The sequence below is a fragment of the Parasutterella sp. St.1A3 genome, from assembly GCF_059728705.1.
Map to the genome: position 1 here is coordinate 2,083,040 of NZ_BAAGFK010000001.1, position 26,675 is coordinate 2,109,714.

At 48.3% G+C, this 26,675-nt stretch carries 22 protein-coding genes and 3 tRNA genes; 6 read left to right on the top strand and 19 right to left on the bottom strand.

What is annotated here, in order from left to right:
* Positions 1-24 precede the first annotated feature (24 nt).
* Positions 25-615: a Fic family protein gene (locus tag AC6I1F_RS09690; RefSeq protein ID WP_497801762.1), complete on the bottom strand. Its 591-nt coding sequence runs from the start codon at positions 613-615 to the stop codon at positions 25-27.
* 146 nt (positions 616-761) lie between these two features.
* Here AC6I1F_RS09690 and istA point away from each other — a divergent pair, with 146 nt between their 5' ends.
* Together istA and istB are read left to right on the top strand one after the other, a co-directional pair.
* Positions 762-2,333 carry an IS21 family transposase gene (istA, locus tag AC6I1F_RS09695; RefSeq protein ID WP_251453080.1) on the top strand — a complete coding sequence of 524 codons (1,572 nt, stop codon included), beginning with the start codon at positions 762-764 and terminating at the stop codon, positions 2,331-2,333.
* Complete coding sequence (gene istB, locus AC6I1F_RS09700; protein ID WP_277612818.1) at positions 2,305-3,090, top strand: IS21-like element helper ATPase IstB; 786 nt, start codon at positions 2,305-2,307, stop codon at positions 3,088-3,090. Before istA ends, istB begins: the two co-directional genes overlap by 29 nt.
* A 320-nt stretch (positions 3,091-3,410) precedes the next feature.
* On the opposite strand, the gene AC6I1F_RS09705 is transcribed toward istB, so the two are convergent.
* The 3 genes from AC6I1F_RS09705 to AC6I1F_RS09715 form a co-directional block, all read right to left on the bottom strand.
* The gene (locus AC6I1F_RS09705; RefSeq protein ID WP_497801763.1) at positions 3,411-3,650 is read right to left on the bottom strand and encodes a hypothetical protein; all 240 of its coding nucleotides are present in this window, start codon (positions 3,648-3,650) and stop codon (positions 3,411-3,413) included.
* A gap of 334 nt (positions 3,651-3,984) precedes the next feature.
* On the bottom strand, positions 3,985-4,479 hold the full coding sequence (locus AC6I1F_RS09710; RefSeq protein ID WP_160336333.1) for a hypothetical protein: 495 nt from the start codon (positions 4,477-4,479) through the stop codon (positions 3,985-3,987).
* 52 nt (positions 4,480-4,531) lie between these two features.
* The gene (locus AC6I1F_RS09715; RefSeq protein WP_290432745.1) at positions 4,532-7,936 is read right to left on the bottom strand and encodes an autotransporter outer membrane beta-barrel domain-containing protein; all 3,405 of its coding nucleotides are present in this window, start codon (positions 7,934-7,936) and stop codon (positions 4,532-4,534) included.
* 701 nt (positions 7,937-8,637) lie between these two features.
* Here AC6I1F_RS09715 and AC6I1F_RS09720 point away from each other — a divergent pair.
* Entirely contained in the window at positions 8,638-10,446 is a 1,809-nt protein-coding gene (locus tag AC6I1F_RS09720) for an IS1634 family transposase (RefSeq protein ID WP_290432744.1), read from the top strand.
* Positions 10,447-10,700: 254 nt separating this feature from the next.
* On the opposite strand, the gene AC6I1F_RS09725 is transcribed toward AC6I1F_RS09720, so the two are convergent.
* The 9 genes from AC6I1F_RS09725 to AC6I1F_RS09765 form a co-directional block, all read right to left on the bottom strand.
* Positions 10,701-10,777 (bottom strand) — tRNA-Pro (locus AC6I1F_RS09725).
* Between the two features lie 31 nt (positions 10,778-10,808).
* Positions 10,809-11,216: a MerR family transcriptional regulator gene (locus AC6I1F_RS09730; RefSeq protein WP_289163149.1), complete on the bottom strand. Its 408-nt coding sequence runs from the start codon at positions 11,214-11,216 to the stop codon at positions 10,809-10,811.
* A gap of 181 nt (positions 11,217-11,397) precedes the next feature.
* Entirely contained in the window at positions 11,398-13,803 is a 2,406-nt protein-coding gene (gene pheT / locus AC6I1F_RS09735) for a phenylalanine--tRNA ligase subunit beta (RefSeq protein WP_290432743.1), read from the bottom strand.
* Between the two features lie 16 nt (positions 13,804-13,819).
* Complete coding sequence (pheS, locus tag AC6I1F_RS09740; RefSeq protein WP_160335758.1) at positions 13,820-14,836, bottom strand: phenylalanine--tRNA ligase subunit alpha; 1,017 nt, start codon at positions 14,834-14,836, stop codon at positions 13,820-13,822.
* Positions 14,837-14,948: 112 nt separating this feature from the next.
* The gene (rplT, locus tag AC6I1F_RS09745) at positions 14,949-15,305 is read right to left on the bottom strand and encodes a 50S ribosomal protein L20 (protein WP_160335759.1); all 357 of its coding nucleotides are present in this window, start codon (positions 15,303-15,305) and stop codon (positions 14,949-14,951) included.
* Positions 15,306-15,322: 17 nt separating this feature from the next.
* Positions 15,323-15,520 carry a 50S ribosomal protein L35 gene (gene rpmI / locus AC6I1F_RS09750; protein WP_160335760.1) on the bottom strand — a complete coding sequence of 66 codons (198 nt, stop codon included), beginning with the start codon at positions 15,518-15,520 and terminating at the stop codon, positions 15,323-15,325.
* Positions 15,521-15,665: 145 nt separating this feature from the next.
* Positions 15,666-16,199 carry a translation initiation factor IF-3 gene (gene infC / locus AC6I1F_RS09755; RefSeq protein ID WP_251452339.1) on the bottom strand — a complete coding sequence of 178 codons (534 nt, stop codon included), beginning with the start codon at positions 16,197-16,199 and terminating at the stop codon, positions 15,666-15,668.
* 4 nt (positions 16,200-16,203) lie between these two features.
* A complete protein-coding gene (gene thrS / locus AC6I1F_RS09760) occupies positions 16,204-18,129 on the bottom strand; it encodes a threonine--tRNA ligase (RefSeq protein ID WP_290432742.1) in 1,926 nt (641 codons plus the stop codon).
* 176 nt (positions 18,130-18,305) lie between these two features.
* Positions 18,306-18,590 carry a hypothetical protein gene (locus AC6I1F_RS09765; RefSeq protein WP_160335762.1) on the bottom strand — a complete coding sequence of 95 codons (285 nt, stop codon included), beginning with the start codon at positions 18,588-18,590 and terminating at the stop codon, positions 18,306-18,308.
* A gap of 78 nt (positions 18,591-18,668) precedes the next feature.
* Here AC6I1F_RS09765 and AC6I1F_RS09770 point away from each other — a divergent pair, with 78 nt between their 5' ends.
* The 3 genes from AC6I1F_RS09770 to AC6I1F_RS09780 are packed head-to-tail and all read left to right on the top strand — an operon-like array spanning position 18,669 to position 21,323.
* A complete protein-coding gene (locus AC6I1F_RS09770; protein ID WP_290432741.1) occupies positions 18,669-19,925 on the top strand; it encodes a M20/M25/M40 family metallo-hydrolase in 1,257 nt (418 codons plus the stop codon).
* 16 nt (positions 19,926-19,941) lie between these two features.
* Positions 19,942-20,379 carry an NfeD family protein gene (locus AC6I1F_RS09775; RefSeq protein WP_160335764.1) on the top strand — a complete coding sequence of 146 codons (438 nt, stop codon included), beginning with the start codon at positions 19,942-19,944 and terminating at the stop codon, positions 20,377-20,379.
* Positions 20,379-21,323 carry an SPFH domain-containing protein gene (locus AC6I1F_RS09780; protein ID WP_160335765.1) on the top strand — a complete coding sequence of 315 codons (945 nt, stop codon included), beginning with the start codon at positions 20,379-20,381 and terminating at the stop codon, positions 21,321-21,323. Before AC6I1F_RS09775 ends, AC6I1F_RS09780 begins: the two co-directional genes overlap by 1 nt.
* A 50-nt stretch (positions 21,324-21,373) precedes the next feature.
* Here the strand turns inward: AC6I1F_RS09780 and AC6I1F_RS09785 are convergent.
* The 6 genes from AC6I1F_RS09785 to AC6I1F_RS09810 all read right to left on the bottom strand — a co-directional run bounded on the left by AC6I1F_RS09785 (position 21,374) and on the right by AC6I1F_RS09810 (position 26,528).
* A tRNA-Val gene (locus AC6I1F_RS09785) sits at positions 21,374-21,450 on the bottom strand.
* A 33-nt stretch (positions 21,451-21,483) separates the two neighbouring features.
* Positions 21,484-21,560 (bottom strand) — tRNA-Val (locus AC6I1F_RS09790).
* A 67-nt stretch (positions 21,561-21,627) separates the two neighbouring features.
* Positions 21,628-23,730, bottom strand: a complete 2,103-nt coding sequence (locus AC6I1F_RS09795; protein WP_289163142.1) for a RelA/SpoT family protein — start codon at positions 23,728-23,730, stop codon at positions 21,628-21,630.
* Between the two features lie 451 nt (positions 23,731-24,181).
* Complete coding sequence (locus AC6I1F_RS09800) at positions 24,182-24,532, bottom strand: RidA family protein (protein WP_289163140.1); 351 nt, start codon at positions 24,530-24,532, stop codon at positions 24,182-24,184.
* A 9-nt stretch (positions 24,533-24,541) separates the two neighbouring features.
* Complete coding sequence (locus AC6I1F_RS09805) at positions 24,542-25,915, bottom strand: PFL family protein (protein ID WP_160335768.1); 1,374 nt, start codon at positions 25,913-25,915, stop codon at positions 24,542-24,544.
* A gap of 25 nt (positions 25,916-25,940) precedes the next feature.
* Positions 25,941-26,528, bottom strand: coding sequence for an ACT domain-containing protein (locus tag AC6I1F_RS09810; RefSeq protein WP_251570480.1), 588 nt, complete (start codon positions 26,526-26,528; stop codon positions 25,941-25,943).
* Positions 26,529-26,675 lie beyond the last annotated feature (147 nt).

Sequence of the window (26,675 nt, forward strand, 5' to 3'; positions counted from 1 at the left end):
AAAGGAAACCCTTATCGTGGTCTTCTATTTAATTTCTGATGCGTCCGACCTGCTGAGACCTGGGATGGAAAATATTGGATTAGCGAAAATGTAATCTAAAGAATTTATCGCAAATAAGGAGTTCGTGGCATTTACAAACTTTTCTTTTGATTCTTCGTACAATCTTGTCATGTTAATTAACAGGTTAACATTCGCTGTGCAGTGTTCTATAACACCGTTCAAGAAAAATTCTATCCAGGGATTCCAATCGCCATCTTTAGAAATCATTCCTATGGTTTCGTAATACCTGTCACTATGAGATTGAAGGTATGCGCTCATATAGAAACAAGGTGTGCTTAAAATCTTTTTATCTGCTAAAAACAAAGTAATTAATAATCTTCCCATTCTTCCATTGCCGTCCAGAAATGGGTGGATCATTTCAAATTGAGCATGCATTACAGCTGCCTGAACAATTGGGTTCAAATCATTTCGTGAGAGAAATGAAAGCCAATTGTCTAACAAAGATTGCAATAAAAATGGATTTGGCGGAATATAAATTGCCTTCTCAATTCCATCTCCAGGGCGCCCAATGTGTACCTGTATGAATTCTCTCAACCATTCGAACGGTGTTCTCAAGTGTTCGAACGCCCCTCTCATAATAGTAGCTAGCTAATTGTTCTGCCAGTTGAGTACGGTGTTCTCACTGGTTCGAATGCTTAGCATGTTTCAGTTTTTTCCGTTGGATTGTAGTCTGATGTCCTTAAATTTTTTAGGGACAATTTATGGAACAATCTTCAATGGAAAAGATCAAGAAAATTGCAGCTCTGCTGAACTTGAATCAACCGTATTCGAAAATTGCAGCTTCCGTCAGCGTATCGAAGTCAACTGTCTCAAAATACGCAAACCAGATCAAAGCATCCGGCTTGACGTACACGGAGATCGAAAAGACTGATTCAGCCGTATTGGAAGAGCTGCTGTGTTCTCACATTGACGCAAAGTACCGAGAAATCGATACAGATCACGTCATAACTCAGCTTGCAAACGTCAAGTATGCAACCAGACAGCTTCTTTACGAAGCATACAAGGCATCTGACCCTAGCAGCGCCTGCTCGTATCCGACGTTCTGCCGTCAAATAGATAAGGCAATGAAAGCTAAAGCTCCGAAGGAGGTTTATACCAACTTGGAGCGAGTACCCGGCGGCTCGATGGAAATCGATTTTGCCGGCGAGCTTATCAATTGGGTCGACAAGCATGGGAAAAGCCGCAAATCCAAACTGTTTGTTGCCACAATGACATTTAGTCAGAAGATGTTTGCCTGCGCTTTTGACGATGAAAAACAGCACTCCTGGATGCAAGGGATTGTCAAAGCCTTGGAGTTCTTCGGCGGCATTCCAAAGACGCTTATAGTCGACAACGCCAGGAGCCTTGTCATGTCGCATAAGCAAAGCAGAATCGATTACTCTCCAATCCTGACCAATCTGTGCGAATACTACCGGATCAACACCTTTGCTTGTCGGCCGCGAAGTCCAAAGGGCAAGAACCGCGTAGAAAACAGCGTTTTACACTTCTATCGGCATGTGATAGCGCCTCTGTCGATGCAGGGTCCGATAAGAGCGTTTGATCTGTCTGATCTGAACGAGCAGATTCTTGAGAAGGTACGTCAGTTCAACGAGCGTCCGTTCACAAAGAATCGCCAAAGCAGTCGCGAAATTGAATTTGCGGCGCACGAGAAAAAAGCGCTGGCAAGTCTTCCCATCCTTGCCTTTGAAGTCGGCAGCTGGAAGTACTTAAAGGTTGACAAAGGGCACTGTATCAGGCTCACTGAGGACTGTGGTCATCGTTACAGCGTTCCTGCCAGCCACGTAGGTAAAAAAGTCTCTGTGCTGAAGACAGCCGAAAATGTCTTCATTTACGACATTGAGACCGCCGTCTGCATTGGCAAGCACAAGAGATTGCTTGAAGCTTCAGGCCAGAAGACGCACATTCTGCCTGAGCATCTGACGGCAAAGGAAAAGCACCAACGGCTCAGTAAGGATGAATGGGCACAAGAGCTGATCGACTGCGGCTACAACGAAAGTACGGTTGTAAACGTCTTGGAGATCAAGTGGGAATCCGATCAAATGAACGCCCGCAGATTCTGCTCCTGCCTAAGGCGGCTTGCAAAAATAGGATCGAACCGGCTTGCCAATGAAGCCCTCGGCGTTGCGCTCGAACAAAAGTTCCTGAGCTACAGCTTTATCGAGAACTTTGTGAATATGCGAAAGAAAGAGCTGCTTATGGGCTTAGATAATTCCGACAAAGACCAGGACTATAGGACTGTTGAACATGAAAACATCAGAAATAACTACTCATGATAAAAAAATTCTGCGTCTCAGCGAGTTGTGCAAGAGGCTGAAAATGCGTGCCGCTTATGAGCGCTTCTGTGCGATTCTTACTGATCCTGACGCCTGTCAAATGCCTTTGCTTGACTGCGTCATCGAAGGGTTGGAATATGAGGTTGAAAAGCGAGACTCGAATGCACTAAACCGTCGTCTTAAAGAAGCAAAAATCTGCTTGCCAAACGCTCGTCCTGACACAATCGACTTCAGCATTGAAAGAGGATTAGATAGAAATCAGGCAGAGGCGCTCCTCACGATGCAGTGGATGGAAAGGCACCAAAACATCATTATTACCGGAGCTGCCGGATGCGGTAAAACCTTCCTTGCGTGCGCCTTAACTAATCAGGCCTGCATGAAAGGGAAAACAGCAAGGGTAGTCAGAATACCCCTGCTGCTTAACCAAATGTCTGCGTCACATCAGATCGTCGAAACATACTTCAAAAAACTCAAGGAGTATAAAAATGTTGATCTGCTAGTCCTCGATGACTGGGGCATCGGACAGTTAGACGCCAGATCCAGAGAGGATCTGCTGGAAATAATAAACGAAAGATACATGTACGCAAGTACTATCGTCACAAGCGTGCTGCCGGTCAGTAAATGGGCTGAATATATCAACGACCCGACTTACTCCGACGCAATCCTGGACAGACTCGTCAGTGTCTCCCACAGAATCGAAATGTACGGTGCCTCAGTCAGGCAAATGGAACAATATGGAGGCGTGCAGAAATCCTAAAGGTCAATAGAAGAAGTTAATTGCAGGGCCAAACGCGTTTTAACGCTTGTAGCCGCCTGTTTTTAAGGCCGTTAAGCAGTGTGCTTAACGGCCTTTGTACAGCGTATTAAAGAAGAACGGCGTCAAGTCACTTTCGCGGCATAATGCTGTAACCTCGCTGGCGCTCCGTTACAACTTATCCCACGTTGGCTTGACACCGTACGTGCTCGCAAAATCACTGCAAACAACTATAAAAATAGCTATCACAAAATCTTGTAAACTACAGGTCGGCCCAACGGTTAAAACTGAGCGTTCGAACCTGTGAGAATTTGATTTACCTATCAACGTTGACGCATCAGCCGACACTGAAAATTAGCTCCGTTCGAACGCTGAGAATCGTCGTTCGAACCATTGAGAATACCGTTCGAATCGTTGAGAGAAATCACCTGTACTTTTCTTGGCTCACCTGGAGTTTTATACATGCCTCTTGCTCCATCTAGCAGCTTGGAATGCAAGCCCTTCACAAAGGATAAAGAGATATTCCTGTTTTTATTGATAATTTCATCCAGACCATCAAGCATAGCATCTCGATAGTTCAATACCTCTTGGACGTCATCTTTACGTGATGCTGAAACAGGGCGAACGTGTCGGTATCTTTGTTGCCAGAGACGTGGACTTTTCCAAGGTTTATCAGCTGAAACCCGCTAACCGATAAATACTCAAACAAATATTGCCTGAAAAAAGAAGGGGATGTAGCAAAATTGATATCAATTTTGCTACATCCCAGACCATCTATAAACCGAGGAAACTTTCAAAATTTTTATGATCCAAATAAGACAATAACTACAACTTTTGTTTCCATTAATCCCAACGCAATCCTATCTTCAGAATGCTAAAGTGGGATAGGGGAAAAACTCAATTTCCCAGTTTTTCTTGGTTGTCTTTTCTTTCTGTTTTTATGCGGTATAGATAACCCTGATTAGATCGAACTTTTGCAACAATTCGTTCTCCGCGCTTGCTCTCAATTGTTTTAACGAACCCTAAGGTCTCCGGTTTATTCTTCTTACAGTATTTAAAGTGCTTTTTCTCCTCTTCACTTTGAGGATTTTCTGGAAGCGGTTCAAAAGATGCTCTCAGCTCATGAGAACCAGAAGAAAGATAAAGTACAGAACGTTCTCGAGGATATAGAACCATAGTTAATTGGCCGTCCAGCCATAATCCTATACCGCATTCTCCTGTTGCTTCTCCCGTCTCTAGATACAATGGGAAAGTTCCTGATTCCTGAGAGTGTGGAATAAAAATTCTGTTTTCAGGAACGGGCTTTAATTCATCTTGGACACTGTTTGTTTGAGCCAGAGCTACAGAAGACAAACTGGCCATCAGACATAAAAAGTACAATTTTCTTTTCATAAGCTTCTCAGGTTGGAGTTGTAGACTCCAACCCCTCTAACATTATTTGGAATTAGAAAACATAACGCAATCCTATGTCTGCTCGATATTCTTGCTTGACATCGGAAGCGAAAGAACGTTTTACTTGAGCAAAACCAAACACATCTTTGCGGAAGTTGTAACTACCGCCGACTGTTATCTCGCCCCATGTATCTTTCAGGCTTATTTCGGTTTTGTTTTTGGTTCCTGAATCTAGTGAGTAAGTACCTTTGTACTTCGCTGAAAACTCCCTCAAAGCGTCAACTTTTACGAAGGCACTTCCTTCTTTAAATTCACGTCCGACTGAAACGCCCGCGCGCCCAATCAGACTATTGAGTCCGGAAGTTCTGACGTTTATATCTGAACTAGTTCTGCATTTTGCCCCTTTAATATGGCCGTAATTTAATTGCAACTGTGGATCAATGTACCACTCATCATTCACCATGAACTTTTTGCCAAACTCCGCTCCAATCTGATAAGCATATGTATGATATTTTCCTTTCGAAAGGTATCTCATCTTATTGCTTATCGCTGTATAGTCATGATGAATTCTGCTTGCTTTAAAAATTAAGTCTAAGTAGGCATTGTTATTAAATTTTTTTACTCCGTACAGAGAGACTGAGCCAAGCCAATTTTTCCCGCTGCCACTATTTCTTAGGTCTGTTTTACCGCGCGTATAAGTTAATCCGCCACCTAATATCCAACTTCCGCCGTCTTCTTTATTAAAGACATGATCAAAACCAAGTTGAATACCATAGTACTTATGCTTAAAGTAGTGATTTCCTTTGTCTAATGTATTTTTCCCGCCTAATACTCGAAACCAACCGCCTTCAAGATCAGCTCTATCTCGCACCTCACCCATTCGCTGGTACAAAGTTTCATTTTCTAAACGCCAAAGGTAATAGTCTGACAAAGCTACAGAGTCGATAGCATTGACAGTAGACGATGGTTCTTTAGGAGGGTCTTTAGGGGGATCTTTAGGAGGATCTTTTTCCTGCACAGTCTCTTCAAAGATTTTTTCGCCTATTTCTCCTTCCCAAGCATAAAGTGCTTTGGCATTATCGGTGGTAACTGTGATAGCTAAAGGAAAGCCATTTTCATCCACGAACTGACCTTCTTCATTAACTGTTATTTCTTTGAAATCTCCAGCTTTGTTTGTATATCCGAGTTTACCGTCCTGTACTACCAAGGTCAGAGGAGTTCCTGCCGCAGGTATCTCATCGTTTGGATCATCTGGGTTTGAATTATCCAAATCTCCTGCCCCGCCAGCCGCAATGTTGGTATCTAAGGGAGAGTCGCTAGGCTCTTCTGTAGATCCTCCGGCCGAGTCAGGGTCTTTGGGTTCGTTTTCTAAATATACAGCGTTATAACTTGTGCGAGGATTTGACTCAAGAGCTAAAGTGACTTTTCTATCGGACGCCGTGTAAGAAGTAAAGTTTCCGTTTTCGTCTACCAACCGGCCATCAGTGGGAACCAATTTAAGAGTAACTAAGTCTAGAGGGTCCCGAATATTGTTTTGATTGCCAACTATTTCAGGATCTTCATAGTAATACTCTTCTTCATATCCGCCATTGATTTTGCCTTCATTAATATAGACTTTACCGGCTATGTACTTATATTTTTCGTAGACTCCCTTATCGTCTTCCCATTTTTCTAAATCTACACGCTCTCGTATATTATCAATACCCTCATTGACAAATAGATTATTCACGGCTGAACGCATGATCTGATATGCAAAGTGCTCATCAGGAACATCATCGGCTGAAATAGGAATCTGAACATCTAAATGGGAATTATTATTGGCTAGAGTTTTTTCCACGTTCTTCAGAAGAACCCCTCCGCTTATGATTCCGTAACCTTTACCAACGAAATTCCATCTTAAATTACCCTCTCCACTTGTATTTTCAGTGTCGTTTGCTTTAGCTGCCTCGAAACTATCTTTATCAAAATAAGCCGAAATCAGTCCTCTACCGCGAAATACACCTTGATCATTAATGGAACTGTACTTTCCCAACGCAACGTTGTATGTTTCAGTTGTTTCGTGTCTATCATCCCCCAACACTAATTGGGTCGTTAGTTTAGAAAGCTCAACATCCTTTGCGCCTTTGCTTACGATAAGGTTAACGTTATCGCTTAAAATCAATTGGTTCCTGTGGGAATCGTCGGCTATCAAATATAAGGTCGAATTACTTGGATATAAATTTTGAGATGTGGTTGTATTAGCTACTACGACATCTCCTTTCAGAATACGAAAATTGCCTTTTAGCCAGGTTGATGTCTCTGCTTTTTCAAATGCATCCCCGTCCATTAATGGATTAACGAATACAGAAAAAGCGCTGCTGCCTGCTTTGGAATTATCTACATGTATATCCACATATTCCCGTAAACCTGTACCGGTTGGTTTGGATTCTATAGTTTGGACTCCGCCGCGGTTGTAGATTCCATAGCTCTCATTAACCTTTGAAGCTTGAACTCTAATCTCCTGAGTTAATCCTATGTACTGTGTTCCAATGTCTCGTTCGTCTCCTCTTGCAGCTCCGCTATCGCTCCAGTTGTAAATTCCTACAACCGGCAAAATCGTAGAGACATAATCTCCCTCGGGAGTCCAAGCGCCTCCTGAGATATTACTAACTGCGTCACTGACAAGAATTCTGTCGACAGAATTAATTCTTTGCTCTCCTCTATCGGAGGTCATTGCAATAGTTCCGCCGGCTATTCCAAAATTAGTAGCATAGATTGTTCCGATTCTATGGATGTATTGCTGCTTCCCATATACATCTTCAACTCCTGCTGTAAAAGGCTGATCTTCATCTCCTATCTGTTCAATAGGCATATAGATCATTTGTCGAGCTTCAGCTTCAAAATTCCTGACAGCAACTCCCCTACCAGTTGAACTTTGAGTTCCTGTTAAAGAACAGTTAATTGAAATCTTCTCAATTACACCTTCGGGTTCGGTGGGTGATTTACCTAAAATCTGTTCACCGTGCGAATTGTAAATAACGCCTCCATCACTTCCTGAAACGCCATAGCCGAATAACAAAAATCCTGGGCGTGAGGGCTTATTGGCTCCAACATTAGCTAACAGTTCTTTAAAATTACCAGTGATAATTTGGGAAGATCCAACCCCATCAGTATGAAATATATTTCCCGTTTCAGATGAGATAATTGTTTGGCCTGTTAAAGCAATAGTTTGTTTTCCCGCGCTTTTAAAAACCTTTCCGCCTTTAGCGGAGATGTGCAATTGAGGCACAGTAGAAAAAATATTTTGTTCCAATGAAGAACGAAACAAAGCCATCGTCCGGTTATTTCTTTCTGTCAAACTAATAGAAGAGGAGATATCTCCGATAATTTGGTAGCCGGCCCCTAGGTTTTCGACACTTCCTAGATCGCCAATAAGTTCAGAAGCTAATGTATTGAAAGAAAAGGGGGAAATAAGCAAAAGGGCTAAAGTCTTATACCCCCCCCCACCTGCGTAATAACGATTTAAGGATTAAATCATGCATATTTCTTACCTCGGGATTTATTTATGTAATACGCTTACATTTTCCCTCTAAATAAAACTCCTGAGAAATAGTACTTCTCTTGTTTTAGGGTTTATTTGATTAGTAATAACGTGTAATCATTTTTCCTAGAGTCTAACGTTACCCATAAGTTAACTTGGATATATATCCCGCTAATTTAATAGATAGTTTGCTAAAATTTCGCCACTGACCCGATTTGTGCGATTTTTGAACTGGAATTGACCGGTTTGTTTTGAGAATTCAGTCAACCGCATCGGTAAATAACAAAGCAAAACGGCCAAGGATTCGCACTCCGAGGCCGCTTTAAGGAACAGATAAAACGCATCGTTCTAAATCTGTCGCCACTAGCATAAAACTATCAGGCCAAGGTACAATCCTTTGACCACAAAAGGAAGTGCCTTCATCCGAAGTCCTCGCCCTCGAAACCTACGCCAACCCCTTAATTATGGGAATTAGCAAAGGATTACGGCGTCAGCCGCAGCTGAATTTTTGCGTTTCTTGATACTTCAAATTTAATCAACCAAGTCAAAGTATAAAAAACTTATTGAAATTTAACGAAATTTTCTCCCAAATAGTCTTTTTCATGTAAAATATAGATACTCTTTTTATGGTATCAATCATGAAATATCCAAAACTTCCTCCCTTGATCTTGAAATCAGGTCATTCGAATTACTACCTGTTTACGTACAAAAACGTATGGGATCCTCTCAAGAAACGCTCGCGCCGCACAGAAAGCCGCAAGGTTGGAGTCATCATTTCCGGAAATAAGGAAGGACGTATTAAGTGGAACGATGAATTTCTGAAACAAAAACCGGAACTTGCAAACTTTGTTTGCGAGCGCAAAGGCAAGGAATATGTTTTCACGCCGCTCGGGGAAAATGGTCTCACACTAACTCAGGCTCTTTCAGTCAAGACACTCCATGCCGGAGCGACCTGGGCGCTGGACAGGATAGTTCAGGCGTCCCCTCTGGGAGGCGCTCTGCGGGAAGCGTTTCCGCGTTTCAACGACTACCGTAAGATTCTCTCACTCGCCTATTTCATCATTCTCAACGCAGACAATAACGTCAGTCGTTATGCTTCTTTTGCCGAAACGACAAGGCTTCCGTGGCAGCGCCCCTTGAGTTCCTCAGCATTGAGTCGGCTCTTTGACCGCATTGGAGAGGAGCGCATAGAGGTATTCTTTCGGGCGATGCACCGCGCTTGGCTTGAAGAGATGCAAGCCGGAGGAAAAGGTCGCAGGATTGTTCTTGCACTGGACTCAACATCTATTTCAAGCTACTCGAAAAAGCTTGCAAATGTGGAATACGGCTTCAACAAGGACGAAGACAATCTACCGCAGATCAATCTTCTCCTTCTCGTTGACCAGGAAACCGGATTACCTGTTTACTACCGTTATTACGATGGTAATGTGCCTGATGTCAGTACCGTAAGAAGGGTCATAGCAGACAATGCCCGATTGAAACTGGAAAATGTGATGTTGGTGTCGGATAAAGGTTATTGCAGCACCAACAACATCAATGATTGCCTGAGAAATGGCGTGAGTTTTATCTTCAATATGCGGTGTGGGGCAAAGGGAAGCCTCGCTCAGGAGTTAATTGAACAGTCCCGCAGCGCCCTTGAAGACCTTAATCGTCGTGATTGGTTCACACGTACGGCTTGCGTTACCCAAGAGCTGGGGTGGCGCTTCGACCCATACCCGATAGAAGGGAAAAAAGCGCGAAACGACGAAAGACGAAAACTCTACTGGCATATCTTCTTTGACCGCCGGTGCGCAGAGGAAGCTTCCGAAACGCTTCTGGAGCGGCTTGGTACGGTACGCCGCAAGCTGGATCAAGGCAAAGCACTTGAAGACAATGAAACTACTCTTCTGGAGAAGTTCTTTACGCAGGCCGATGACGGCCGCTACTGCGTCGTCAACAGCAAGGTGCAGCAGTATCTCGCCTTCAAGGGATACAGAGTGCTTGTGAGCGACACTGAAAAAGACACCCGCAAGGCCTGGATCGCCTACAAAGAACGTTGGATAGTGGAAGATGCCTTTAAAACTCTCAAGTATCGCCTGGGCTGCTCGAGGAATCGTACTTCGAGAAACGGGACACTAGCCGGTAAGATCTTTGTGCAGTTCTTGGCGACAGCTATTTCCATGATGGTGCGCTGTCGGATAAAGCAATATGCCTTTAACGCGAACAAAAATCAAAAGATCAACGTAGTCTACGAGAGTGACGGAGCAATTCTCGCCTTGTTAAACAATGTCCAGCTGATACGGTTCAATGAGGGGAATTACTTTGGCGAGGTCGCCGGTAAAAGGCGCCGCTATTTTGAAGCTCTTGGAGTTCCTGTCCCTGTAGCCGGGGCTCAGCTCTCTGAGGACTACGACGGCGAGGAAGATATCGATGACCAGGAAGAGCTTCAATCTGATCTCGTAGTGTAGGGTTTGATAGATACCTCAAAAACGCAAAATTTCAGGCGGATGCTATTTGAAGCTCTTGGAGTCCCGGTTCCTGATGCAGAGCCGGAAAAGATACGGGACTATGAAGACGACGAAGAAGAGGCTGACTTCTAGAAAGGCCGCCTTCAGATCAAGGGCTAAGCCTCTTCCGGGCACTCTAAATTCTGAAATATTTCGGTGGGCTTACCTAGCAAATAGGCATTAAAAAAGCTCGTTCAACGAGCTAATTTAAGAAATGGTCGGGGCGGCGGGATTCGAACTCGCGACCCCTTGCACCCCATGCAAGTGCGCTACCAGGCTGCGCTACGCCCCGACTCAAGAATCGAGAATATACACTATTTTTTTTATGTATGCAAGAAATCCGCGATTTTTTCAAGATTTGAAATAATTTCTTCGAGCTCTCCAATATCGGCGATTACCGCTTCTCGAGAAATCTTTGTTTCGGCAGGCGCTTCCGGCTCTTGTACCGGCTTGTTATTTTTCAGCGCTTCAAGCTCCTGAGTCAGAATCTGCCGTGCGGCGGAAAGCTTATAGCCTTCCCCATGGACGAGCTCTCTGATACGCCGCGCAATCTCTATGTCTTTTTTTCTATAGGCCCGATGAGCGCCTCGCTTTAAGGGCCTAAGCTGTGAAAACTCTTTCTCCCAAAAACGCAGAACATAATCCTTTACGCCGCATAAATCTGAGGCTTCACGGATCGGAAAATATCGTTTATTCGGAATTTCCGGCAATGCTGCTAGTTTCTTCTTCATCGGTATAAGACCTTTAAATTTGGGCTTAACAGTCTGTCCGTCCCATCGGACCTTTCGCCGCGCGCAGAAGAGTACGCGCAAAGCAGAGTCTTCTTTGATCGACTCTCTTCAAATCGATCAAAGACGAACCTGCCGCCTGCAGAACCGCCCGCACAACACGAGCGTTCCGCAGGCAGATTCATCACTGTCTCAGAACAGCGCCTTGGTCGGCAAGAACGTCCAGAATCGTCTGTACGGCCTCATCGGCTTCTGCGTCAGAAACCTGGCTGTCCATGCGCTGGAAGCGAGCACTAAAGGCAAGGCTCTTCTGTCCGGCATCATCCTTCGGCTGGTAAACATCGAAGAGTTTGAAGGAGCTCAGAATGAACAGACGAGGATCTTTCTTCGCAGCCTTTGCGACCGCGTCGGTCAGCTTCCGAAGCGCAATGTCAGAAGCCATCGAAACAGAAATGTCTCTGGAAACCGGCTGGAACTTGGAAATCGGTTTATGAACCGGCAGGCCCTGTTTGAGAAGCGGTTCAGCGTCAAGCTCAAAGACAACCGGCGAGTGCGGCAGATCATACTTCTGAGCCAGAGCAGGATGCAGCTCACCGATCACACCGATGAGATCGCCGTCCAAATAGACGTCTGCTGAGCGGCCCGGATGCAGAGCCGGGTTCTTCGATTTCTCAAAACGCAGTTTTCTGCCTGCAGTCAGCTGTTCAACAACGCCTTTCAGGTCGAAGAAATCATACGGACGAACCTTCTCGCCCCACTGAGCCGGGAAAGCAGAACCGTAAACCAGGGCACCCAAATGGACTGGCTGACGAACGCCCTCAACCGCAAAGTCCGATCCCTTAACGGTCTCGTCTCTGAAGAATACGCGGCCGTACTCAAAGAGCGCCGCGCGTTCCGTCTTGCGGTTCAGATTGTATTTGAGCGTATTCACAAGACCCGCAATCAGCTGAGTACGCATGACCGCCATCTGAGAAGCGATCGGATTCAGAACCTTAATCGGATTTCTCACCGCAGAGAAATCCGCTTCTTCTTCCTCGGCCACAAATGAGTAGCTGATCTGCTCTTGGAAACCAAGCGCCGCCATCTTCTTTCTTAATTCATGACGATCGAGCGTGTCCTCGTTTCTCTCGAGCATGGAAACACGAGCAAGCGGCGGAATCTCTGTGAGGTTCTGATAGCCGTAAAGACGTGCAACTTCTTCAATCAGGTCCTCTTCAATTTCGATATCGAAGCGGTATGTCGGCGGTTCAACCAGGAAAGCGCCGCCCTTCTTTTCGAAATTAAAGCCAAGACGTGTGAAGCATTCAGCCATCTTGTCTTCGGAAATATCCGCACCGATGATCTTACGGCAGCGTTCAATTCTCATCTTGACCGGCTTGCGCTCCGGCAGACTTTCTACCATATCGACAACCGGTCCGATCTGTGTTTCTGCTGTACCGCAGATATCCTTGATCAGACGAGTAATGTACTCGAGATGTTCAACGGTGGTGCCGAAATCAACACCGCGTTCGAATCTGTAGGCCGCATCGGTGGAGAAGTTCAGCTTTCTGCAGCGTCCCTGAATAGAAACAGGCCACCAGAAAGCGGACTCAATGAAAATGTTCACAGTGTCATCGGAAACCGCCGCATGAGCGCCTCCCATGATGCCGCCGATCGCTTCGATGCCGTTGTTGTCAGAAATCACGCCGAAATACGGATCGATATCGACGATCTTTCCGTTCAGCAGCTCCGCCTTTTCGCCTTCCTTGCCCCAGCGAACCGTCAGGGTTCCGTCAAGCTTATCCAGATCAAAGATGTGAGTCGGTCGACCGAGCTCAAGCAGAACGTAGTTGGAAATATCCACCAGAGCGGAAATCGATCTCTGGCCGGATCTTTCTAAACGAGACTTCATCCAGTCGGGAGTCGGTGCGTTCGAATTCAGACCTTTAATCACACGGCCGGAGAAACGGCCGCAGAGATCTGGCGCTTCAATTTTGACGTTATGAACGGCGTCGCAGTTTGCTTCGACCGGAGACATATCCGGCTGAGCAAGTTCAGCGCCGGTCATCGCGCGAAGATCACGGCCGACACCGATAATGCTCAGCGCGTCACCGCGGTTCGGTGTTAATTTAATTTCAATCTTTCTGTCGTCAAGACGTTCGTAAGTACGGATATCTTCTCCGACCGGAGCGTCCGCAGGCAGAATCCAAAGTCCCGAATGATCTTCGGAGATGCCAAGCTCTCTGCTCGAGCAAAGCATGCCGTTGCTTTCAACGCCGCGCAGCTTGGCCTTCTTAATTTTGAAGTCGCCCGGGAGAACTGCGCCGATTTTCGCGCAGGGTACTTTAATTCCGGGTGCAACGTTCGGAGCGCCGCAAACGATCTGAACCGGATCCCCTTCCCCGACATCAACCGTGCATACGTGCAGTTTGTCGGCGTTAGGATGATTTTCCACTGTCAGAACCTGCGCAACAACGATTCCTGTAAAGGCGGGCGCGATCGGTTCGGATCCCTCCACTTCCAGACCGCCCATTGTCAGTGTTTCGCAAAGCGCTTCGCTTGAAAGGGGCGGATTAATGTAGTGGCGAAGCCATTCTTCTGAAAATAACATTTTTTACCTTAGCCGATTATTTGAATTGTTGAAGGAAGCGAAGATCGCCTTCGAAGAAAAGGCGCAGATCGTCAATACCGTAGCGAAGCATTGTCAGACGTTCAAGTCCGGAACCGAAAGCAAAACCGACATACTTTTCCGGATCAAGGCCGAAATTTCTGACCACATTCGGATGAACTTCGCCTGAGCCGCTGATTTCAAGCCACTTGCCTTTTCTCGGACCGCTGGTGAACATCATGTCCACTTCAGCGCTCGGTTCTGTGAACGGGAAGTAACTCGGACGGAAACGGACGATCAAATCGTCTGTTTCAAAGAAACGCTTCAGGAAATCAACATAGACGCCTTTGAGGTCGGCAAAGCTGATGTTTTCGTCAATCCACAACCCTTCAACCTGATGGAACATCGGCGAGTGAGTCGCATCAGAGTCAACTCGATAGGTTCTCCCCGGAGCAATCACCTTGATCGGCGGCTTGTGCTGGCGCGCATAGCGCACCTGCATCGGAGAGGTATGCGGGCGAAGCGGCAGCTGTTTGCCGGTCTCATCCTTCATATCCACATAGAAGGTATCCTGCATGCTTCGAGCCGGATGATTGGGCGGATTATTCAGAGCGGTAAACGTATACCAATCGTTTTCAACTTCGGGACCGTCGGCCACATCAAAGCCGATGGTTTTGAAAATTTCTTCGACACGCATCCAGGTCTTCATCACAGGATGAATCCCGCCTGTACCGAAGTTTCTGCCGGGAAGCGTAATATCCACAGCTTCGCTCGCCAGTTTGCGGTTCAGCTCTTCGTCAGCCATCTGGCGGCGGCGCTCATTAAGTAGCGCTTCTACCTGCTGCTTGGCTTTATTAATTTGTGCGCCTCTTTCACGTTTTTCTTCGTGGGAAAGCTTTGCCATCCCTTTTAAGAGCGCTGTTAAAGAGCCGCTTTTGCCAAGGTAGACGGCTTTAGCGTCTTCCAGTGCGGCCGGAGTCTGAGCCTGTGCGAAGCTTAGACGGGCAGACTCGATAATTTGACTTAGATCTTCCATTTTTGTCGACAGCGATGAAGGATAAAAAACAAAAGCCTGGCATAAAACCAGGCTCTTGTAATATTTTATCAGTTTAAACGGTAAGGACCGCTAAAACTGTGTTGTTTCCGTACTAAGCAAGACTTGCTTTGGCCTTAGCGACAACAGCGGCAAAGCCTTCTTTGTCGAAAATAGCCATGTTGGAAAGAACTTTACGGTCGAGTTCAATACCGGCTTTCTTGAGGCCGTTCATGAACTGGCTGTAGTTCATGCCGTTGGCACGAGCACCGGCGTTGATACGAGCGATCCACAGACGGCGGAACACGCGTTTCTTGTTGCGGCGGTCACGATATGCGTACTGACCGGCACGCATAACAGCCTGCTTGGCAACACGGTAAACATTATTGCGGCGAAGGGAAAAACCCTTGGACAGCTTAAAAACTTTTTTATGACGGGCACGCGCCGTTACACCACGTTTTACTCGGGGCATCTTAAATCTCCTCTAAATTAAGCGTAAGGCAACATGCGACGGACTTCTTTAACGTCCTGTTCGCAGATGGTTAACATGCCGCGCAGCTGACGTTTATTCTTAGTCGTGCGCTTTGTGAGAATATGACGTTTTGTAGCGTGTGCACGCTTGATAGAACCGCCGGAGCGAACTTTGAAGCGCTTCGCTGCGGCTTTTTTGGTTTTCATCTTGGGCATTTTGCCTAAGTCCTTATTTTTAGATGATTGCAGGCGTTTCCAAACACTGGAAAACTTGACAGCCTGGTTTCACTTATTGCCCTGCTCGAGAGCAGGGCGTAATGATACTACAAAAAAGAGTCAACAAATTTAAGCGTTAGATTTGTTACTTCTTTTTCTTCGGAGCAAGAACCATAATCATCTGACGTCCTTCCAATTTCGGGAAAGACTCGACCTGTGCGATTTCCGCCAGATCCTCTTTGACTCGGTTCAGAAGATCGGTTCCGAATTCCTGATGGGCCATTTCACGGCCGCGGTATCTCAGAGTCACCTTGGCTTTATTGCCGTCGGTGATGAAGCGGGTCAACGCGCGGATCTTCGTATCGTAGTCGTTCTTGTCCGTCTGAGGACGGAACTTAACTTCCTTGATCTGAATAACCTTCTGTTTGGCCTTGGCTTCCTGAGCCTTTTTTTGTTCCTGATAACGGAACTTGCCGTAATCCATCAGACGGCAGACCGGAGGTCTCGCATTCGGCGCGACCTCTACTAAATCAACATCTGCCTCTTCAGCCATGGCTAATGCCTGAGAAGTCTTGACGATGCCAATCATCTCACCGTCAAGACCGGTCAAGCGTACTTCTGGCACTCGGATCTCGCCATTGATCCGGTGTGTGCGTTCCTGAGCTATGTTTGTCTCCAGTTAATTAATCGATTTTGTTCACGTTGCGGCGTGTTTCCACGTCTTCCTGAACAAGCTTAATAAAATCTTCTACGCTTATGGTGCCAAGATCCTTGCCGCCACGAACGCGTACCGCGACCTTGCCTTCTGCCTTTTCTTTGGCGCCTACGACCAGGATGTAAGGCAGTTTTTGCAAGCTAAGTTCGCGAATCTTATATGTAATTTTGCCATTCCGCAAATCCGCTTCCGATCTGAGTCCGGCCTTTTTAAGCATTGCGACGACTTCCTGAGCATAGTCAGCCTGATCGTCGGTAATGTTGGCCACACCGACCTGAACCGGAGCAAGCCAGGGCGGGAGCTGGCCGGCATAGTGCTCGATCAGCATGCCGATAAAGCGTTCCAAACTGCCGACAATCGCACGGTGCAGCATCACCGGTGTCGCACGTCCGTTCGATTCGGTCACATATTCGGCACCGAGTCGGCCCGGCATCTGGAAGTCGACCTGAATTGTTCCGCACTGCCAGCCGCGGCCGAGCGAGTCTCTCAGATGATATTCAATCTTCGGACCGTAGAAAGCGCCTTCGCCCGGAAGGATTTCGTACTTGATGCCCGCGGAATCAAGCGCGTCCATCAAAGCCTTTTCAGCTTTATCCCATGTCGCATCGTCACCGATTCGTTTTTCGGGACGAGTGGCCACTTTGTAGGAAATGTCATGGAAGCCGAAATGGTCATAAACCTTCTGGACCAGTTTGGTGTATTCCGTGCATTCGGAAAGAATCTGATCTTCAGTACAGAAAATATGTCCGTCGTCCTGAGTGAAGCCGCGGACACGCATCAGACCGTGCAGAGAGCCGGACGGTTCGTTGCGATGGCAGGCGCCGAATTCACCGTAGCGGATCGGCAGATCGCGATAAGAGCGAACGGCACTGTTGAAAATCTGAATATGACCCGGGCAGTTCATCGGCTTGAGCGCATAGTAGCGATTCTCCGACTCTGTCGTGAACATATTCTCTTTGTATTTGGACCAGTGGCCGGATTTCTCCCACAGCGTTCTGTCAAGCAGCTGAGGAGCCTTGACTTCCATGTAGCCGTTGTCCTGATACACCTTGCGCATGTACTGCTCGACCTGCTGCCAAAGAGCCCAGCCGCGAGCATGCCAGAAAACCAGACCCGGAGCTTCTTCCTGGAAGTGGAAGAGATCGAGTTCTTTGCCGAGGCGGCGATGGTCGCGCTTTTCAGCTTCTTCAAGCATATGAAGGTACTGAGCAAGCTCGTCCTTCTTCGCAAAGGCGGTACCGTAAATGCGCTGAAGCATCTCGTTCTTGCTGTCGCCTCTCCAATAGGCGCCTGCGATCTTCATCAGCTTGTGAACTTTAAGACGTCCGGTGTTCGGCACGTGAGGACCGCGGCAGAGATCCACGTAGTCGCCCTGACGGTACAGAGAAATCGTTTCACCGGAAGGAATGGATTCAATGATCTCGGCTTTGTAGTTTTCGCCGATAGACTTGAAGAACTTGACCGCTTCATCACGGTCCATTTCTTCACGCTCGATCTTCAAATCGCGCTTGACGATCTCATCCATTTTCTTTTCGATTTTGGGCAGATCTTCAAGCGTCAGAGAATGCGGCATCGAGAAGTCATAATAGAAAGCGTTTTCAATAACCGGTCCGATTGTGACCTGAGCGTCCGGGAACAGTTCCTTGACTGCCTGCGCCATCAGATGGGAGGTAGAGTGACGGATAATCTCAAGGCCTTCCGGATCCTTGTCCGTGATGATAGCTACTGTGCTGTTTTCAGTAATCGGAGTCGAAAGATCGACCAGTTTTCCATTTACCTTTCCGGCGAGGGCTGCACGGGCAAGCCCGGCGCCAATTGAGGCCGCAACATCTCCGACGGTAACCTGCGCGTCAAATTCGCGCTTGGATCCGTCAGGCAGTGTAACTTCTATCATTAACCTAATCTCCAAAAATTCTTTTCAGTTTTAATGCGGGCTTTTTGCACAAACGAACAGCGATCCCGCAGGAAACGGCATCCTAGGCAACGGCGCCGAAATCCGCAAAACATCGATTTTATCAGCTCAGAGGTGCTCTTGAGCGATTGTTTCTACCATTTAAGGCGCACGAAACGTTACTCCGATTTATTCAGCGCCTTGCCGCTCAGGAAAACACCAATCAGCGCAAGTACGGAAAGCCAGACACACTGTCGAATAAACCAGGCGGTATTCACACTTGTGATCACATCCGTCCAAAGAAGCACTTTGAGACAGCCGTATGTCAGAAGAACCGCGACAAAGGCTCCGATAACCCATGACAGAACTATCCCGATAAAACCGCTGACGCGTTTTCGAAAGTAAAGTCCGGAAAGGATTCCGACACAAAAAGCCAATATCAATGTAAAAAATGAGATGAGCACAAAAACTCCTACAAGAGTTTCTAACTTATGGCATAAGATAAAGAAATCGCAGCCTCAAATTATATAAAGGAACCCACAATGGAAACTCTTGCTCAGGACCTCAAAGCCGCCGTTCAGACACTTACTGAAGACACCCGCTTTTGTCATGCGCTTGCCTACGTCAAAGACCGCCTCCCCGAGACAATTTGCGACCAAAAGGAACTCACGCTGATTGAAGCTCCGACCGGGCATGAAGAAAAGAAAGCGCGCCGCTACATGCAGATGCTCGAGGAGGCCGGCTTAACCGATGTCGTCATGGATGAGCATTTCAATGTGTTCGGCAAAGTCACGGGAAGCGCCAACTCCGGAAAGTCTGTCTTGCTTGAAGGACACCTTGACACGGTTTTCTCCTTTGGCGATGTCAAGGAAATCCGGGAAGACGAAGAAGGACGTCTGCACTGCCCCGGCATCTGCGATGACACACGTGCGCTTGCCGCAAACCTTGCCGTGCTGCGCGCGCTGAAAGACGCCGGTCTGAAGCCCGTGCATGATATTTACTTTGCCGGCACCGTGCGCGAAGAAGGACTTGGCGGTATGCAGGGCATGGCCTGGGTACTCGATGAACTTAAAGAGAAAACCGAGCTTTTAGCCACGCTTTCCATTGACGGACCGAGCGGAGAAACTTTTTATGCAAACGCGACCGGAATCGTCGACTGGGAAGCCACATTCGAAGGGCCCGGAGGGCACGCTTGGACCGCCTGCGAGAGACCGAGCGCGATTCACGCCGCCGCTCTCGCGATCGCCGAGATGACCAAAATCAAAGTTCCGACGGATCCGAAAACCACCTTCACAGTCAGCCTGATTGAAGGCGGTCAGGCAATCCACGGGATTGCTCAGAAAGCGACCTTTAAAATCAACGCCCGCTCGAACAGTCAGGAAGAATTGAACCGACTCGATGATGAATTCATTCGTGCTTTTGAAGCGGGAGCTGAAGCGGAAAACCCAAAAGACAGCTGCAGCGGCCGCATCAGCGTCACTTACCGCAAAATCCTGGACGTGCCTGCGGGATCTCAGCCGGATAACGCGCGAATTATTCAGCTTACAAAACTGGCCACACTCGCGGTCGGCAGAGAGCCGAACTTCCTTCCGGGCGGCTGTACCAATACCAATATGGCCATCGCGAGAAACATTCCGGCTGTGACTTTGGGCCGCGGCGGCGAAGAATACGGCACCCATACGCTCAATGAATGGTTTAATCCCAAAGATGTCTTCTGCTGTGAGCAGAAGTCGCTTATCCTTCTTGGTGTCATCGCCGGGATTGAAGGTACGCTTAAACCGCTCGGCGAAACACTCTAGTTTTTAAGGAGAAAACGTGTTTGATTTATATTTTCTCTGGCTCATTGTCGCTGTCGTGCTCGCAGGCGCCGACATGCTGCTCGGCACCTTCTATCTGCTGATACTCGGGCTGTCTGCCATCGCTGCCTTTGTGATTGCAGTTGTCGGCCTGAGCTTTACGGCTCAGCTGCTCGGCTTCGCCCTTTTCGGCATTATCGGCTGCGTGCTGCTTTCTCTTAAAAAGAAAAATGACACAGGCCGTAAAACCCTGGACGCCGCTCAGATTCAGAATCTGAATGACGGCCAAATTGTCACCGTCGAGCACTGGAAAGAAGACGGCACGGCCGACGTTTTTTTCCGAGGCACTCATTGGCAGGCGGCTGCAGAAAAAGGTCAGACTTTAAAGCCCGGTCTCTGGTCGATCACGGGTATGAACGCAAACACTTTAATTATTAAATTTCACAAGGAGAAGTAATGCAGGAAATCGCATTAGGAGGCTTTAGCTTTTTTATTCTTTTACTTGCCGTCTTCGCGGTTATCTTTATCCGCGACGCCGTCAAGGTCGTTCCGCAGCAGGAAGCCTGGGTGGTCGAGCGCTTCGGTAAATTCCACAGCGTGCTCGAGCCGGGCCTTAACTTTATCGTCCCGCTGATCGATAAGGTCGCCTATAAACAGACACTGAAGGAAATTCCGATGGACACTTCAAGTCAGATCTGCATCACAAAAGACAATACTCAGCTGCAGGTAGACGGTGTTCTGTATTTCCAGGTCACCAATCCCGAGCTTGCGAGCTACGGAACATCCGACTTTGTCATGGCCATTACTCAGCTTGCTCAGACATCGCTCAGAAGCGTGATCGGCACCATGTCGCTCGATAAAACGTTTGAAGAACGTGAGGAAATCAATGCCCGTGTTGTTCAGGCCGTTGACGAAGCGGCCCAGACATGGGGCGTAAAAGTTCTTCGCTACGAGATCAAGGATCTGACGCCGCCGAAAGAAATTCTCCGCGCGATGCAGCTTCAGATTACGGCTGAACGGGAAAAACGCGCTGTGATCGCGACATCCGAAGGTCAGAGACAGAAAGAAATCAACGTTGCCGAAGGCGAACGCGCTTCCATGATTGCTCAGTCTGAAGGTGAAATGCAGGCGGCGATTAATCGGGCCGAAGGCGAAGCCAGAGCGATCGAAGCCGTCGCAAAAGCTCAGGCTGAAGCGATCCGATTGGTCGCAGAGGCAATCGCTCAGAACAAGGGCCTTGAGGCTGTCAACCTGCAGGTTGCAGAAAAATACGTGGAAGCGTTTGGCAATATCGCTCAGAAGAGCAGCACACTGCTGCTTCCTGCCAACCTCGCCGATATCAGTTCCATGGTGGCGAGCGCGATGGCAATCGTAAAGAACACGGAAAAACCGAAAGCCTAACCACCGCAGATATAGAAAAAGCCCCGAAAATCGGGGCTTTTTTAGAATTCTGGTAGGCACGATTGGACTCGAACCAACGACCCCCACCATGTCAAGGTGATGCTCTAACCAGCTGAGCTACGTGCCTGTCGCGTTACCGCGTAATCGAATTGTGTTTCCTTGGTAGGCACGATTGGACTCGAACCAACGACCCCCACCATGTCAAGGTGATGCTCTAACCAGCTGAGCTACGTGCCTAAGGAAGACGTGACTATACAAGTATTTTTTTACTTTGACAAGTCAAAAGTAAAACTGAAGCAATTTTTTACTTTCTTCTTGCGCTGTAAACCCCGCGAACCTCCCGAATCGCGCTCAGTGTACGGGCCAGATCGTCTTTTCCGCGAATCTCAATCGTAAATGTGGTGTGCACATCACCTTTGACTTTTGCGGACTGCATCGCAACGATACTTTCCTTTTCTCTCGAGAACACTTCCGTAATGTCCTTGAGAAGACCGACACGGTCCTGACTGATCACCAAAATCTCAACCGGGAACACCGCTGTCTGATCATGCGTCCAGGAGACCTCAATCAAACGGTCGCGTCCGGATTCATCCAGCGAGCGGATATTCGGGCAGTCGGCCCGATGAACCGTCACGCCTCTGCCGCGTGTGACAAAGCCCACGATCTCGTCCGGGGGAACCGGATGACAGCAGCGGGCAAGCTGCGTGAGCAGGGAGTCCACGCCAACCACCAGCACCTTGCCTTTTTCACTGTGCCCGGGCTTCTTAACCGTCGTGAGAACATCCTCATGCTCGGGCGCCTCAGCTCTGGGCATGAGAACATTTTCAATCGCTCTCTGTCCGAGCTCATCCTTCCCGGCGGCAAGACAAAGATCATCAACCGAGGTAAAACCCAGACGTTTGGCTAAATCTTCCAGCTTGACAGCGGTTTTACCGATTCTTGCGAGATCCTTGTCAATTTTTTCGCGTCCGCTCGCCAAGGCCTGCTGCATTTCCTGCGCATTGAACCACTGACGAACTTTAGTTCTTGAACGCGGAGAAGCGGTAAAACCAAGGTCCGGATTCAGCCAGTCGCGGCTGGGCGCCCCGGTTTTGGCGGTAATAATCTCTACGGTTTGTCCGCTCTGCAGCGGTGTGTTCAGGGGCACCATCACGCCGTCGACTTTCGCACCGCGGCAGCGGTGACCGAGTTCCGTGTGCAGATGGTAGGCAAAGTCGATCGGTGTGCTGCCCGCAACCAAATCCAGAACCTTGCCCTGAGGCGTCAGAACATAGATATTCTGATCTTTGACGCTCTCTGGAGTCGGGGAGTGCTGAATGTCGCTCTTCCATGCGAGCATCTGTCGAAGCCACGCCACGCGGTCTTCTTCGTGCTCTCCGGCTTTACGCTTTGAGCCTTCCTTGTATCTCCAGTGCGCCGCTACGCCAAGTTCAGCAAATTCATGCATCGCCCGGGTTCTGATCTGAATCTCCAGAGGTTTGCCTCTGGAGCCGAGAATCACGGTGTGCAGCGACTGATATCCGTTGGGTTTAGGCTTTGCGATGTAATCGTCAAACTCTTTGGAAAGAACTTCGCTCGTACCCTGAATAAGAGACAGCGTCTCATAGCACTTTTCCACGGTGTCCACGATGATTCGCACCGCACGGACGTCAAAGAGCTGCTCGAATTTCAGATTTTTCTTTACCATCTTCTTCCAGATGGAATAGATGTGCTTTGGGCGTCCCGAAACGGAAGCCTGGATGCCGTGGGAGGCGAGAAGATTTTGAATGCCTCGGACTGCATCCTGAATCGAAGCGACACGTTCTTCGCGCGTTTCCTCAAGCGCGTTCGCAATGGAATGGAAGACTTCCGGTTCGGTAAAGCGCAGAGATAAGTCCTCAAGCTCCCACTTCATCTGCCAAATACCAAGACGGTTGGCAAGCGGTGCGTAAAGCGCAAGCGTCTCCGCCCCGTATTCTTTCGCTCCGGGCGCCTTAGAAGCGGCAAAGTAGCGAAGCGTCTGAAGACGAGAAGCCAAACGAAGCAGTACGACACGCAGGTCTTGGCAGAGAGCCAGCAGAAGACGTCTGACCGCATCGGGCTGCTCGCTGATTTTGGCGTCGCCCTCTCTTTTTCTCGCCTTCTCACTCACGTCAATCACGACTTTGAGATTCTCAACGAGCTCGCAGACTTGTTTGCCAAAGTGGCCGGTCAGCCATTCCTTCGGGTTCTTGAGCTGATTCCAAACACAGAAAAGATAGGCGGCCGCGAGCAAATCATCGTCGTCGCGAATTCCTCTGAGAATATCAACAACGCCTTCGGCATGCGCTAACACAGGCTCACCCGTGTACAGAACCTGACCCTCATATAGAGGCTCGATAATACGTCGAACGTCGGCCAGGTTAATTACTTTCTTATCCTCGTCCATTCTTTCTTTCAACGATGAAACTTTGACATTCTTCCCGTCACGAGTGACGGAAATTCCGGACCACGGCGACGGCCTCAGCCGCTGCGGCAGAAGGTTCGGACGGTTTCCTGCTGACAGCGCCTTTAGCGCGCCGATTAACGGATCTCTCCGTTCATTTCACAGGCTAACCGAGCCTGTCCGGCCATCAATACATTTACTGCCTCGACCGCATCAGCGCTAAGCTGACGACAGCTGAGATTTTCCACTCTCTGCGGACGCAAACTCCGACATTCAGCAAGTATACAAGGCAATAAAAAAACAAACTAAAAAAGGCCTAAAAACCTCCGTCCCAAGGGCGGTGTTTTTAGGGCCTGTCCGATGAAAAAAGGCAGTCCTGAAACAGAATCTGCCTTCAAGATCGCAGGGGTATTATTTTACCCAATCCGTCAATAATGTCTCTTTTTTCTTTAGGTTAGTCTCGAACCACTGCCACCGTTGAGATCTGCACTTTCCATGACGGATCAGGCAGAGCGGATTCGATCACCGAACGAGCCGGCGGATTCTCTTTGCTGACCCATTTCTCCCACGCAAGATTCATTTCATGGAAGTAGCCCATATTGGATAAATAAACCGTACAGCGAAGAATATGTTCCTTGTCGGAGCCGCTGCGCGCAAGCAGATCGTCAATAATCTCGAGCACATTTTGCGTCTGTTCTTCGGCGCTTCTCACGCGCTTCAAATCGACTTGGCCCGAAATATAAACAACGCCGTCGCAAACGACCGCCTCACTGAATCGATTATTTTTATCAATGCGTGTAATCATCAAATACCTTTAGTTCTTAAAGCTGTGAATCGGTGCGGGGATGCGACCGCCGCGATTAATAAAGCCGGCGGCGCTGCCCTGCTGAACCGGCATAATATCAGCCCCTCCGAGGAGGCCTCCAAATTCCGCGCGCTCTCCGACCTTCTTGCCCGGAACCGGGATCAGGCGAACCGCTGTCGTCTTCGCATTAATCATGCCGATCGCGCATTCGTCGGCGATGATTCCGGAAATCACGTCCGCGGGAGTGTCGCCCGGAATCGCGATCATGTCCAGACCGACGGAGCAGACGCAGGTCATAGCTTCCAATTTTTCAAGCGTCAGGCGTCCTGAAGCGGCTGCGGAGGCGATCGCTGCATCCTCGCTCACCGGAATGAAAGCGCCCGAGAGACCGCCGACGGAAGAAGAAGCAAACACGCCGCCTTTTTTCACCGCATCGTTCAGCATGGCTAAAACAGCTGTTGAACCGGGCGCGCCGATAGAGGAAAGTCCGACGCTCTGGAAAATTTCGCCCACGGAATCGCCAACTTCAGGAGTCGGCGCAAGAGAAAGGTCAGCCACACCGAAAGGCAGGTTCATACGCTGAGCGACTTCGGTTCCAATCAATTCACCGACGCGCGTCACTTTGAAGGCCGTGTTCTTGATAATTTCCGCAATTTCAGTGATAGAGACTTTTTCGCCTCTTCTTCTGACGGCTCGGTCAATCGCCTTTTTCACCACGCCGGGGCCGGAGACGCCGACGCTGATCACTGCATCGGCTTCGCCGACGCCGAGATAGCCGCCCGCCATAAAGGGAACGTCTTCGGGGATATTGCAGAAGATCACCAGTTTGCAGCAGCCTAATCCGTCTCTGTCGGCGGTCATGTTGGCTACATCCAAAACTCGCTGACCCATCAGCTTGACCGCATCCATGTTGATGCCGGTTCTGGTACGTCCGACGTTAATGGACGAGCAGACATGATTAGTGATATTGAGCGCTTCAGGAAGTGCGTCGATTAGATTCTTCTCTCCCGGAGTAATGCCTTTTTCCACCAAGGCACCGAAACCGCCGAGGAAATCAACACCCGCGTCTTCTGCGCATTCATCCAGCAGCTTGCAGACTTTAACCATCTGATCTCTGCTGTAGCCGGCGCAGACAGTGCCGATCGGAGAAACCGTAATGCGTTTATTGACCACCGGAATGCCGTAGCGGTCACCGACTTCGTTGCAGATCGATACCAGGTTTTTCGCATGGCGGTTGATCTTGGAACGGACTCTGTAGGCAAATGTGTCGAAATTGTCGCTGGCGCAGTCAAAAAGATTAAGGCCGAGTGTGATGGTGCGAACATCCAGATGTTCGCTTCTCAGCATATCAATAGTGGAGGTTACTTCGCGTTCTGTAAGCATTTCTAATATTCCATTCCGTATTTGATTACCCGACGATAATGCGGTGAATCGCCTCAAAAATTCTTCTGTGCTGCATGCTCATGGATAAATGACGATCATGAGCGATATCGGCAAGCGTGCGATGAAGCGCCTTGCGGTCCGCGTCAAAAGGAACCGTCACTTCAAAGACTAAAAGCACACGGGCCTTTTCAAGCGGTTTGCCATCTTCATCAGTCGGCTGCTCGATCGAGCGGAAGCTGTCAATGTTGATACGGCCCTCGTAAAAGACATGCGTGAACGCGGTCAGAATATCTTTTGAGCCTTCCTGCGGTCCGTCAACCGTGATCACAAAAGGTTCGCCCTCCGTGAGCGTCTCTTCTCCCCTGACAATATCCCGAGTCGTAACGGACATGTCAAAGCCCTTTTCGCAAAGTTCTTTCTTAACCGACTGCTGAATGTCTTCATTAGACAAATCCTCGGGCTTTTCAACAATCATCAGAGAAGAAAACTGATTGCAGAGAGTTGTCTGATTCATGTTGATAAAGTTGCAGCCGAGTTTGCTGAGCGCGCTGGCGGTCGTGTACACCACGCCGAAACTGTCAGGGCCGGTTACAGCCAGTAAAATTTGTTTCACTTCCTAGTCCTTTTTATTGATAAATATCGGCTCCGAAAGCCGTATTGATTCGGAAAAACATAGATAAATTCAACAGCTTCTCATAATCTTAATCAACCGCCCTCTGCTATTTGCCGATAACGGGCACAATTTTTCCGGTTAAGGAAA

What these genes read in the sequence shown, in the direction of transcription:
- rplT (WP_160335759.1), bottom strand. Translation starts at nt 15,305, where the DNA reads ATGCCCCGAGTAAAACGTGGTGTAACGGCGCGTGCCCGTCATAAAAAA.
- AC6I1F_RS09705 (WP_497801763.1), bottom strand. Translation starts at nt 3,650, where the DNA reads ATGCTTGATGGTCTGGATGAAATTATCAATAAAAACAGGAATATCTCT.
- istA (WP_251453080.1), top strand. Translation starts at nt 762, where the DNA reads ATGGAACAATCTTCAATGGAAAAGATCAAGAAAATTGCAGCTCTGCTG.
- AC6I1F_RS09710 (WP_160336333.1), bottom strand. Translation starts at nt 4,479, where the DNA reads ATGAAAAGAAAATTGTACTTTTTATGTCTGATGGCCAGTTTGTCTTCT.
- pheS (WP_160335758.1), bottom strand. Translation starts at nt 14,836, where the DNA reads ATGGAAGATCTAAGTCAAATTATCGAGTCTGCCCGTCTAAGCTTCGCA.
- AC6I1F_RS09805 (WP_160335768.1), bottom strand. Translation starts at nt 25,915, where the DNA reads ATGCTTACAGAACGCGAAGTAACCTCCACTATTGATATGCTGAGAAGC.
- AC6I1F_RS09720 (WP_290432744.1), top strand. Translation starts at nt 8,638, where the DNA reads ATGAAATATCCAAAACTTCCTCCCTTGATCTTGAAATCAGGTCATTCG.
- AC6I1F_RS09730 (WP_289163149.1), bottom strand. Translation starts at nt 11,216, where the DNA reads ATGAAGAAGAAACTAGCAGCATTGCCGGAAATTCCGAATAAACGATAT.
- rpmI (WP_160335760.1), bottom strand. Translation starts at nt 15,520, where the DNA reads ATGCCCAAGATGAAAACCAAAAAAGCCGCAGCGAAGCGCTTCAAAGTT.
- AC6I1F_RS09800 (WP_289163140.1), bottom strand. Translation starts at nt 24,532, where the DNA reads ATGATTACACGCATTGATAAAAATAATCGATTCAGTGAGGCGGTCGTT.
- pheT (WP_290432743.1), bottom strand. Translation starts at nt 13,803, where the DNA reads ATGTTATTTTCAGAAGAATGGCTTCGCCACTACATTAATCCGCCCCTT.
- thrS (WP_290432742.1), bottom strand. Translation starts at nt 18,129, where the DNA reads ATGATAGAAGTTACACTGCCTGACGGATCCAAGCGCGAATTTGACGCG.
- AC6I1F_RS09780 (WP_160335765.1), top strand. Translation starts at nt 20,379, where the DNA reads ATGCAGGAAATCGCATTAGGAGGCTTTAGCTTTTTTATTCTTTTACTT.
- istB (WP_277612818.1), top strand. Translation starts at nt 2,305, where the DNA reads ATGAAAACATCAGAAATAACTACTCATGATAAAAAAATTCTGCGTCTC.
- AC6I1F_RS09770 (WP_290432741.1), top strand. Translation starts at nt 18,669, where the DNA reads ATGGAAACTCTTGCTCAGGACCTCAAAGCCGCCGTTCAGACACTTACT.
- AC6I1F_RS09795 (WP_289163142.1), bottom strand. Translation starts at nt 23,730, where the DNA reads ATGGACGAGGATAAGAAAGTAATTAACCTGGCCGACGTTCGACGTATT.